Raw genomic sequence first — 12,081 nt, 5'->3', positions numbered from 1 at the left:
GCGGAGTGGTGGAAAACGGTATCTGTAAGAAATCCCAATTTAAATTTCTAACTCTAGAGCCGATTAAACAAAATTCCTACTCCTTAATCACCACTCGCTCGCCAGCACTATGACTTGAAAATTCTGGTGCGTACATGCTTTCAATGTTGGTGATTCCGTTAGAGAAATTACCGGCATTGTTTGCTCGCACCTCGTATTCAAAAACGTAGGTTCCTTTTGGAACATTATCAAAGAAGAAATGTGTCGCTACATCTTTGGTAGTTTGATAATACCCTAATCCATCTTGCCATTTGTATTCTGACAGTACATCTACTGGTTCAAAACCACTGGCGCGCATGTCTTTTAAATGCACAAAATCCATATCGTTTTGAGTTTTGATTTCGATTCTTACCGTAACTAAATCACCTATTTCCAATGCATCTTGAGAAGTGATTTCTTTTAATTCTTCGCCAGAATTGTTACTCACTTTCTTATACAACCTCTTTTTTACTGATAAAGGTCCGTTATCATCTTTGGTGATTTTATCGAGGTTCTCAAAATATTGCCAGTACAAACCACCGTAACCAGTCACTTCTCCTCTATTCTTCACCTCTATTGTTGCGTGATCTTTGGTGATCTCTTCTTTATTCAACGAAATTTTAAAATAACCAGTTCCAGCTTCTTTTTTCACCTCACTCATTTTGTTTTCTGGCAATGCTTTTCCTGCCCAAGTGATCTTGTTTTTTACTTTAACATCAGTCCAGTTGCCGTTTTGTAATAGCAAAGCATAAGTAGCATCGGCAGTGGCTTTTGTTGATTTCCATTGTGTGGTTCTTTTCTTTTTCAATAACCATACTTGCAGTTCTTCCACCGTTTTTGTGTCGTTCTCGATTTCCATAAATGCCTCGATAGCTAGCGCTTGAGTTTCTATATCGCTGCTGTACCAATACCAAGAATTGGTATTTTCTTTCCAGTACATGCCGTTTTCTTTACTTACTACTGCCGTTTGTCGCAAACCTTCAAGGATTTTGGCTGCTGTTTTCTTCTCGCCTTTTCTTTGCAATGCGATGGCCATTAATAATTGTGTGTATAATGGTTTTGAAGCAAATTCTTTTTCCGCTTTCGCGAAAGCTACCTTCTCAAAATCTTCTAACACCCTATCCTTTTTTGAATCTAAAACTGACTTCTCAAAGCTGCGTGCATACTGATAATGCCAGTAACTCGCACTGAAATTGTACTTCTCCTTTTTAGTCTTTTTATTTTTCAAGTAATCATTAAATCGTTTTACCCAAGCTCGATCAACCGCTGCAATAGCATTCTTATAGATGCGATCTGTTTGCGGTCGGTCTTCATCGTTGACACCTAATTTATTCAAATGACCAATTCCTGCTGCAATATGCCTTGTGATGTATTCATTGGTATTTCCACCGCTGAACCATGGAAAACCACCTGAACTGCCTTGCTTTTCTTCGAGTTTGGCAAGGGTTTTCTTTTTCTCTCTTGCTGTTTTATCCAGATCAAAAAGTGTTGCCAGTCGTTGTTGTTTTTGCGCCTCGCTTTGTACATCGCGCAGCCAAGGTGTGTGCGCCAATATCACCGATTTTAATTCTTCGTTTTGTTCTAACTTGCTTTTATTGGTGCCGTTTGCCGCCCAACTGTCAAAAACCTCTTTCACCTTAGGACTGCTATTTAAAATATGCGCTGCCATGGCGTTTGCATAGTATCTAGAAAAAGTTTGCTCTGCACACTCATGCTCATATTCCATGAGATAAGGCAAGGACTTGATCGCATACCAACTAGGATTAGAGGTATATTCAAAAGTCATTTGATGATTTTCTAGCGTGTTAGATGTATGGTTTGCGAGTTTATCCATAGTTACCGATTCTGTCTCGCCAGCACGTACCCAAAGCGATCGAGATTCTGTGACTAGCATTCTATTCGTAAGAACAGGCAAGGTGTTTTCTTCTCCATCAGAGAACTGACCAGCTTTTGCAATCACACGATAGGTTACCGCTTGCGTACCAACAGGAATTACAAACGTCCAATTCACAGATGCGTTGCCACCTTTCTCCGCAGTAAAATTTTGAAGTGCGTTGGTATTTTGCAACTCCTGATCTATAGGTTGCATGGTTAGTGCATCAAAAAGTTTGAGTGTTGCGATTCCTACCATTTTGGCATCACTTAGGTTGGCTATTTTAGTAGAGAATCTTATCGTGTCGGTTTCTCTAAGGAATCTAGGTGCGTTAGGAACAAGGCTCAATTCCTTTTGCGTTACGACCAGTTTCTCCAGATAAGCGGTCTCGGCTTGTTTGTTGTGAGCAAAAAGTCTCAGTTTCCATTGAGTCAACATCTCTGGAGAAGTGAAGGAGAATTTAAGGTTTCCTTTTTGATCTGTTTTTAATTCTGGTAAGAAAAAGGCGGTTTCTTTTAGGTCTTTTCTGATTTGGACATTGTTGAGTGCCATTTCTTGAAGAACCAAGTCTTGAGCACTTACACCATCTTTAGTGGAGATGATGATGACACCATTTGCACCGCGGCTGCCGTAAAGAGCTGTTTGAGATGCATCTGTAAGAACTCCTAGGCTTTTAATCATAGATGGATCTAACAAAGCAATATCATCTGCACTTAAAAATTTACCATCTACTACGTACAAGGGGTTTTGCAATCCACTAGATGGTGAGAAGGCTCCGCGTATCTGTACGTTTGCATTTTCAACAGAGCTCGCTGACTGAACATTAACTCCAGCCATTTTACCTAGCAAAGCACGATCAATAGAATTTCCATTTGAAAGAGTATCGTAACCTTTGTTATTGACATTATTACCAGAAATGATTCCATATGCGAAAACATCTCCGTTTCGATCAGCATAATTAGGAACGCCGTTTTGATCATCATTTTCGATTTCTTCATCAGCAACTTCAAAAACAGAACCTACTATCACTACCTCAGACAAGGATGATGCCGTCATATTTACATTAATGACAGTTTCTTTATCATTAACGATTATGTCCTGAGTATGATAACCGGTATAAGAAATGACTATAGTGTCACCTGGACTAGCTGCAATCTTGTACAATCCGTCAAAATCTGTGGAAACAAAATTAGAAGTTCCTTTTATCATTACTGTCGCTCCTATTATTGTATCGCCATCAGGACCTACAACTCTACCTACCACATAATCTTTAAATTTTTCTAAAGGTTCATATCGCCTAGCCAATTTACTTTTATATCTAGAATACTGGTATTGATTTGGAATGAAAGAAAGACCAAAATACTTTATTGATGGATATTCTATATAAGAATTTGGTAGGTTGGTACCTTTTAGATAACTACGATTATGACGAGTTTTCAATTGAGTCAACTCATCAAAAAAGTCTGGCTGGAAATCATTGCGATAATCATAAAATCTAAACCCATTCCATCTAGCAGTTGTAAACTCATCGAGGCTTTTATCATACATGCTTGCGAGAACTTCAGCTTGCATAGCGGTATTATCTTGATCTTTAATTGTAAATGACCATTCTTCTTCCATTCTTGGATAAAGTTTATCTCTAAAGGTATTTGTTGTGATTTGATAATTACTTGCCGCTTTCATTTCTATAACTGCACTAAAAGATTGTGATGTAAATTCATTTTCTTTTTGCACTTTATATCTAAAATTTATCTTTCTACCATTTGCCTTTCTAAGGTTAAATTTCTTATTGGTTTTCCCTTTTGGCAGGAAAATAGTTTTCTCTTCTAGAATTCTGCGAGTATCATAAGTAAGCAATTGCATAAAAACGCCATCCATAGAAGTGAAAAAATCTACTAGAGCATAGTCGCCTTCTATCCTTAAATTATGAGATACTATTACTGGCTGTACTGGCAAGTTTTTATTTGCCCAAATATCCTTCTTGTTGATTTCTTCTACAAAGTCTTCTTCTTTATCGAGGTCTTTGCCTTTTCCATCTTCGACAGCTTTTGCATAAAACACATATTTACCGTTATTCCAGTTTTTAGTGATAGGTATTTTAATAGAGGTAAGTGAATCTGTAGTAATACGTTTCTTAAAAATGATAGGTGCATCTTTCCATTCTCCAGCCTGCTCGCTAGGGCGTAGGTCTGAGTAAGGATAGCGCTGTCTATAATCGATATCGTTGAGTTCATAGAACTCGGCTTGTGGTAGTCCTGTTTTAACGACCACATGTTCTGGTTGTTTTAATTCTCTTATTTGCAATTCTATGGTCGCATTTATTTCTTTACCGTTCAGGTTTTTGGCAACTACTTTTACTTCGTTTTCTTCTACAGTTAAGGTTCCTGAACTTACCACACTTAATTCTAAAGCTTGTTTACCAACTCTAACCGTGGTAGAAGCGGTGCGAGTTTCTCCATTTACGTCGGTTATTTCTACTTCGATACGATAAGAATAAATAGGATGTATATATTTTGCAACAAGAGTAGAATCTGCCACCGCTTGGAACTTGATCTCCAATTCTCCTTTGCTATTGGTTTTAAAATCGCCCTGTAGTTCATCAGAATCTGCTATAATTTGATTGCCAGAATAATAGCCAGAATACTTCCACCATGGCAAGCTTGCACTTCTGGTCACTTTATAATGTACGTCAGCATCGGTGATGTTGGATCCTAGTAACGCTTTCGCGAAAGCGGTAACCACAACAGTATCATTTATCGCATACGTTTCTTCTACTTCTTTAAAATCTGCTTTAAATCTCGGTCGTTTATATTCTTCTACCTTAAAACCGTGCTCGCTGTATTGAAAATCATCTACCGTATCCCAAAAATCAGAATCTTCATCGCTGTCTATTTCTATAGTAAAATCTCCGGTAAGTGTTTCTTTAGGCAAGGTAAACTCTCCATGAAAACTACCGTACTCATTTGTAGTCGCCATGGTAGTAAATACCTCTTCATAATTAGCATCTTCTACGGTAATTTCAAACTGTTCTCCAGCAACTACGTTAGAAACATCACCTTTTTTAGAAATAGCAATTCCTTTATAATAAACCGTTTGTCCAGGTCTGTAAATAGCACGATCTAGGTATAAGAAGGTTTTTACTTCTAGTTCTTCTTCCTCAAAATCCTCTCCTCTATTGTAATGATAAGTATCCGTTGTTATGACGTCGTCTCCCATCGTTGCTTTAATATGTACGCTATTTCTTCGAGAAGAAGGAAGGAAAGATTTAATACCATCTTTATTAGTCCTACCACGATTTTTATAATTAGAGTTGTAATTTATAGAAGATGCAATTGCCACATTCTTGATAGGCCTACCAGTTTTTCTATCGAGAACCTGAACTTCTAACTGGCGAGCTACTGATCGCTTGAATAAACTCATTTGAGAAATGGTCATGTAACTTCCAGAGATACTTTTTGAGTCAGCATGTTGTGTTTCTAAAATGACTAGATAGGTACCTGCTGCAAGTCCTTTTGCATCATATTCAAAAGTATGTGAGTAAGTATCGTCTGACGCTTTTAAATTGAACTCTTTAAATAATGCAATACGATTTTCTTTTTGAGCACTTTTAAGTTCGGCTTTATAAATGGAATCTCGGTCACCTTTTACTCTATCGTGATCAAAAGGTACTTTTATAAAACTCATAGTAGCATTATCAATATTTTTATAGGTAATAACACCACGATGTGGTTCATTAGGTATGATCATATTTTGATATTGCACATTTAATGAAGGTTCAAAAATTCTAGATAATAGAGCAGCACATCTCAATGCTCCAAAAGATTCTGGAAACTTTTTTATAGCGTCTTTTGCGGTTGCAATGGATTTGTCTCTGGCTGCTTGTCTGGTATCTTTATCTAAATTATTGCTACGGTCATAATAATATTGAGCAAGTTGATGGCTCACTAAAGTGCTCAAAGCCTTGTCTTTGTGTTGCTCTAACAATTGTTCATGAAAAGCCACGTAGCTCACCGCGTCAAGCTGATCTCCAATGGCATTGCGTTCATATTCTAAACGTTCTAAGATGATGCTTACATAAGGCGCGTCCCTATTTTGAGTTGAGTGTAATTCTTCCAGACTGGCATACAATTGCAATACGTCGTACTTTGAATAAATAGTATCACCTTGAGGTCTGGTCAGGTTTTGAAGTTTGCTAGTAGGCAAAAAAGCATTTTTTTCGGTGATGACATAAGAATCTTTAGGAGTAGTCAATCTATTGTAACCTGTCTTGTAAAAGTCCAAAGCCTCTCTAGCTAGTAAATCGAGTAAAGTAGGTCGCAACTCTCTACCTAATGGTCGTACATAAAGAATAGCTGCATAATCTGACACTGGAGTTACGGCAAGTTGATCCCTTTTTTCAAGTGATAGCTGATAGTGTCTTGATATTTCAGCATAAAAAGTTTTTGCATCCCAAGTTAGAAAATCGTTTGAATCTTGTACGCCACCAGAAGTGCGATTTTGAATTTTCCAACGGTTTTGTTGAGAGTAATCGCTCAACATTTTTGCGTAAATAGAATGGTAAATATTCTTATTTGGAAATTTTGCTTTTTTGATTAATTCCTCGAGTTCATTTAAGACTTTTTGTTGCGCATTTTCTTCTTTGATCAAATCAAATTTGGCTCTGAAAAGAAAAGTTTTTATGATCTGGTCGTCATCATTTTTACGTTTGGCTCGTTTGTAGATTTCTTCCACCACTTTTGTGGCGTCTTCAATTTTATTTTCTAGTTCTAACTGCTCTGTTTCTTGCCATTTTTCAATATAATAATCTTGTGCAAGACAATTTACTGTGATAAAAAATGTTATAAGTAGAATGAAAAGATGCTTTTTCATGGAAGTTTTATTTGATTTAAAGATAAGTTCTTTGGAGGCTTTTCAAAAACCGAAATGATTAAATGCATCTTTTCATTGAGGCAATGCACTTTTGGTTTGCTTTTTGATATTTTTGTTATATGAAGAAGATCCTTATCGCACTATTTTTATTTTGTGGCACGATGGCTTATGGTCAGTCCGCTTTCGCGAAAGCGGAACAATTATTCCAAGCTGAGAAATACGATCAAGCATTAATCGCTTTTGAAAAGTTAAACAAACAAGACGCTTCAAATAAAAAAGTCATCGAACGATTAGGCGATATCGCTGGTCGCAAAAATGACTTAGAAACAGCAATAACTTATTACAAAAAGCTTGTAGAACGTGAACCGTCAAATGCTAACTATAACTTTAAATATGGCGGTACTTTAGGGCTTCATGCTAAAAATGTATCTAAATTCAAAGCACTAGGAATGCTAGATGATGTAAAAAGGCATCTACAAAAAGCTGCAGATCTTGATACTGAACATATCGAAGTCAGACACGCATTATCTCAAATGTACTGTGAACTACCTGGAATTGTAGGTGGCTCGATTAAAAAAAGTCGCGCTTATGCTGACGAGCTTCTAGCAATTTCTCCTGTGGATGGGCATCTCGCTCATGGTTTTATCGATGAATATCAAAAAGAGTATGACAAAGCTGTCGTGTCCTATCGCAAAGCGATTAAAACCGGTGGCTCCATGCTTACTTACCGTAAGCTCATCGCAGTTTATAAAGATCATTTAAAAGATACTAACTCTACTCGAGAAGTATTGAAAGAAGCCTACAAAGTGCATCCCAGTCCTAGTTTAAAAGCCGAAATTACTGCTTTAGAAAAAAGTTAGTTATCTTCTAGTGTTGCCTTCTTGATCCATTTTATATTTAGTAATTTTACTGAAAATTTACAAAAATGCGCGTACACTTTATCGCGATAGGCGGCAGCGCCATGCACAATCTTGCACTTGCTTTACATCACAAAGGTGATCATGTTACTGGTAGCGACGATACTATTTTTGAACCTAGTAAATCAAGACTAGATAAATACGGTTTACTTCCAGAACATTACGGCTGGTATCCAGAGAAAATCACTGCAGATCTTAATGCGGTAATTTTAGGAATGCACGCCAAAGAAGATAATCCAGAATTATTAAAAGCACAGGAATTAGGTCTTAAAATCTATTCTTATCCAGAGTATTTGTATGAGCAATGTAAAGATAAAACACGTGTAGTTATAGGTGGCTCTCATGGTAAAACAACTATCACTTCTATGATCTTGCATGTCATGCACTATCATGAGAAAGAAGTGGATTATATGGTAGGCGCACAATTAGATGGTTTTGACACCATGGTACATCTTACTGAAGAGAATGAGTTTATGGTACTAGAAGGTGATGAGTATCTTTCTAGTCCTATTGACAGACGTCCTAAATTTCATTTGTACCAGCCTAATATTGCACTTATTTCTGGTATCGCTTGGGACCATATAAATGTATTCCCAACATGGGAAAATTACCTGAGTCAGTTTGAACAGTTTGTTGAATTAATGAAAAACGGAAGTATTCTCGTATACAACGAAGATGATCCAGCAGTAAAACAAATAGCCGAAGCTGCCACAAAACCTACAAGAAAACATTCTTACACCGTTCCACAACATCAGATTATAGATGGAACCACTTATTTAGATACTCCAGAAGGTGACATGCCAATTGAAATTTTTGGCGAGCATAATTTGAGTAATCTTGCTGGTGCAAAATGGATGTGTCAACATATGGGAATCGATGAAGATGATTTCTATGAAGCTATTGCTACTTTTAAAGGAGCATCAAAGCGACTTGAAAAGGTGGCAGAAAGTAAGACAGCAGTTATCTATAAAGATTTTGCTCATTCACCGAGTAAAGTAGCTGCTACGACTGCCGCAGTAGCAAAACAATACAGTGAGAGAAAAACGATCGCTTGTTTAGAATTGCACACCTATTCCAGCCTAGATCCAGAGTTTTTAGTTCAATATAAAAATGCCTTAGATCCTGCAGATACAGCGGTGGTTTTTTACAGTCCGCATGCCGTGGAGATTAAAAAGCTTGCGCCAGTTTCTAAAGAGCAAATTCTAGCAGCTTTTGATCGAAAGGACTTAATCGTAATGACCGATCCAAAAGAATTTAAAGAGTGGCTTTTTAAACAGTCCTTAGATAACAGTGCTTTACTTTTAATGAGCAGTGGAAATTATGGTGGTCTTGATTTTAATGAATTGAAAGGTTTGGTTTAATGTAAACAAGCTTATTAATATCTGTAAAGCAAAAAAAATGCGATCCAAAGGATCGCATTTTTTATTGTCGTTTATTAATGTGATTATTTGTCAATAATAATCTTTGTTACGGTTCTTGAGGCTCCTTGCTGTACTTGTAATAAGTATAAACCATTTGATAAATTCTGTACATCAATTGATTCGTTTAATCGAGAAGCATCTTGAACTTCTTTAGTGAATACAACACGACCATTAAGATCTAACACATTGATTACAGCCTTATCTGAATTATTATCGTCTGAGCCAACGATAGTGAATAATCCGTTAGAAGGATTAGGATACACTTTGAATTCGTTTGCAATGACTTCATTATTACTCAAAACTGTAGGAACTTCACAAAAAGTGATTTTCCAATTGTTTAAAGTACCTAAGTCTGCGGGACCTCTATCTTGAACTCCTAAAGTCCATGTACCATTAACACTTTCTCCATTAAAGGCAGATAATGATTGTACAGGTGCAACGGAATCTACATAACCAGGTTGACCAGCAACGGTGTTACAACTAAAAGCACCTGCATCATCATCAAAGGTCACTCCTAAATTAGGAGTATCACAACCATTAGGAGATGTCAAAGCAATAGTTGTTCCAGTAGGCGATGTTAAGGTAATTAATAAGTCTCCAGAATACTCATGAGTACTAATCACCTCTACAGTTACTTTACCTATTGAGATATTGTTAGTTTGATTAACTGTTATTGAACTTGTTATTCCTGTTGCATTATCGTCAGGAATAGAGATCGGTGATGGCACCGCAGCATCAATTTCACTACATTCAAAGGTTGTAAAACTTTTAAATACATAAGTTCCTTCTCCACAATCATTTAAAGGCTTAACTCTCCAAAAATATGTAGTTAAAGGATCAAGTTGTAATGATGGTACTCGAAAAGATGAACTTGTAACAATTTCATCAACAAATGGTCTACCGAAGCCATTGTTACGAGCCATTTGTATTTGATATCTCTGTGCATTCAAATCATCATCCCATTCTAATATAGGTGCGGTACTTATTTGAGTGGCTCCATCCAAAGGAAACCTTGTACTAATTGCGGAAAATGAATTACTAATAATTCTTAACGTTACAACAAATGTTCTTTGTTCAGTAGGAGAAACTGCATTAATAGTGATCGGATACGTACCATCTGCCGCTCCATTTAATCCTGTGATATCTAGTGTTGCATTTCCAGTTGAAGTAAACGACGAATTAGAAAAAGAGGCATTTACTCCGCTAGGAACATTTGACAGTGAAAGATTTACAGTTCCATTAAAGCTTGGACTTGATAAAAATTGTAAAGGAAAAGATGCATTTTGATCGTTACAGCTTTCAATAATACTTGCAGAAGATCTAATTGCAAAATCGTTTTGTTCTCCTGTAACGATTAGACTAAATGGCTGTGATCCATTTGCTAGAGTTCCTTTATGACTTACAGTTATCGTATAAATACCTGAAGGAGAAGCAACATCTACTCTTTCAAAATTGTCTACTAGGTTATCTCCTCTTCCATTAGAAAGAACTCCTGTCAATTTCCATGGTTCAAAAGTGGTACCTCCTTGAGATATTCTAATGTCTAAGTCATTTACTAATGCTGGTGTAGCGTCATTTGCTCCTCCACTATTACTTTGGCCTGCTGGATCTGTCCAAGATATGGAAGCTAACAAATCTTCTGCTGAATTTGCTTCTACATCGATTGTATATGTTTGACCATTTTGTAATACAGCCTCCACAATCCTTGATCCTACTAAATCTTCCTGAATTACGTTTGCTGCTTCTAGTGTGTTCATAAGTCCCCAACCCCAAGTAGCATCTGGTCCATTAGGTCCTGCATCATCAGCAGTATGCATGGTTAATCCTTTTACAGTTGCTGCTCTCATGAAAATACCATTAACTTCATTATAATATTGCTGTAATAATAACATAGATCCAGCAACATTAGGTGCAGACATTGAAGTACCACTAATAGTACCATAAGCAGTATCTGAAGAATCAAAACTACTTGTCAATCCAGTTCCGTTACCAGTAATATCTGGCTTGATTCTTAAATCGTCCGTAGGACCTTGACTACTGCCAAAATTAATAGTTACCGAAGTAAGATTTCCATCCGGACCTATGTTAGCATCTTGAGCATTTGCCACTAGCATTGCGTTTTTTGAAACTGATGAAAATGTTAATTTATCAAAACCACCAACTCCATCAATTGGATTAGTATTTGAAGTATTATCTGATCCACTATTACCTGCAGAAAATACTGGCTGATAATATGGAGCATTAAACGTAATGTCATCTATTACCGCAGCATCACTTAAATACTTACCTATTAGGTCAGAGTTATTTGCTAGACTTGATGTAGGCACCCCATAGGAATGATTTGATATCAAAGCGCCGTTTGCACCTGCTGCAGCCATCTCTGCCTCATCTGAGTTCCAATCATTTGTAACAACCTCTGCTTGAGGCGCCATTCCTTTTGCACTAGGGTTTGCACCAGATCCTGCTATAGTTCCACTTACGTGAGTTGCGTGAAAACTATTACCATTTAATGTAAAGGGAGCATCTCCTCTTGATGCTCGTTGACCAGAAAATTCCTGATGAGAAATTCTTGTTGGTCCACCATCCCAAACATAAGCAGTCATGCCTTGACCTTCTATATTGAGACCTAATGAACCGCCATTATGAAGTCTATCAGTACGAGTACTATTAGCCGCGTCTGTATTATCTATACTATAATATACAGGTACACCACCGTTAGTTACTCTCATTAATTGATCAAAAGATCCGTCTTCGTTCTCAACAAACATGGGTATGTTGTTGGCTCTAGAAAACTCTAATGCTCTTTCCTGATCTTTTACTGATTTATTTTGTAAATCAACGATCATTTGCTGTAATCTAACTTGATTATTAGACTTGATAATTTGAGCGCGTTCCTCGGCAGTTTGAGCTGAAACAAAAACTGCACTTAAGAATAATGCTACTAGGGTAAGATTTATTTTCATCCTTAGAATTTTTTTAAGAT

Annotated in this window: 4 protein-coding genes; 2 read left to right on the top strand and 2 right to left on the bottom strand. The window is 36.9% G+C overall.

Annotation, left to right across the window (positions count from 1 at the left end):
• Positions 1-76: 76 nt before the first annotated feature.
• On the bottom strand, positions 77-6,760 hold the full coding sequence (locus DDD_RS09445; RefSeq protein WP_015362612.1) for an alpha-2-macroglobulin family protein: 6,684 nt from the start codon (positions 6,758-6,760) through the stop codon (positions 77-79).
• A gap of 119 nt (positions 6,761-6,879) precedes the next feature.
• Here DDD_RS09445 and DDD_RS09440 point away from each other — a divergent pair, with 119 nt between their 5' ends.
• Entirely contained in the window at positions 6,880-7,620 is a 741-nt protein-coding gene (locus DDD_RS09440; RefSeq protein WP_015362611.1) for a tetratricopeptide repeat protein, read from the top strand.
• Positions 7,621-7,685: 65 nt separating this feature from the next.
• A complete protein-coding gene (locus DDD_RS09435; RefSeq protein WP_015362610.1) occupies positions 7,686-9,038 on the top strand; it encodes a UDP-N-acetylmuramate--L-alanine ligase in 1,353 nt (450 codons plus the stop codon).
• Between the two features lie 83 nt (positions 9,039-9,121).
• Here DDD_RS09435 and DDD_RS17275 read toward each other — a convergent pair whose 3' ends face one another.
• Positions 9,122-12,061 (bottom strand): S8 family serine peptidase, encoded by a 2,940-nt coding sequence (locus tag DDD_RS17275; RefSeq protein WP_015362609.1) that lies wholly within the window; start codon positions 12,059-12,061, stop codon positions 9,122-9,124.
• Positions 12,062-12,081: the final 20 nt, after the last annotated feature.

The organism is Nonlabens dokdonensis DSW-6 (genome assembly GCF_000332115.1).
GTDB lineage: Bacteria > Bacteroidota > Bacteroidia > Flavobacteriales > Flavobacteriaceae > Nonlabens > Nonlabens dokdonensis.
Note: the sequence above shows the minus strand (reverse complement) of the source record. Positions and strands in the feature narration are given on the sequence as shown.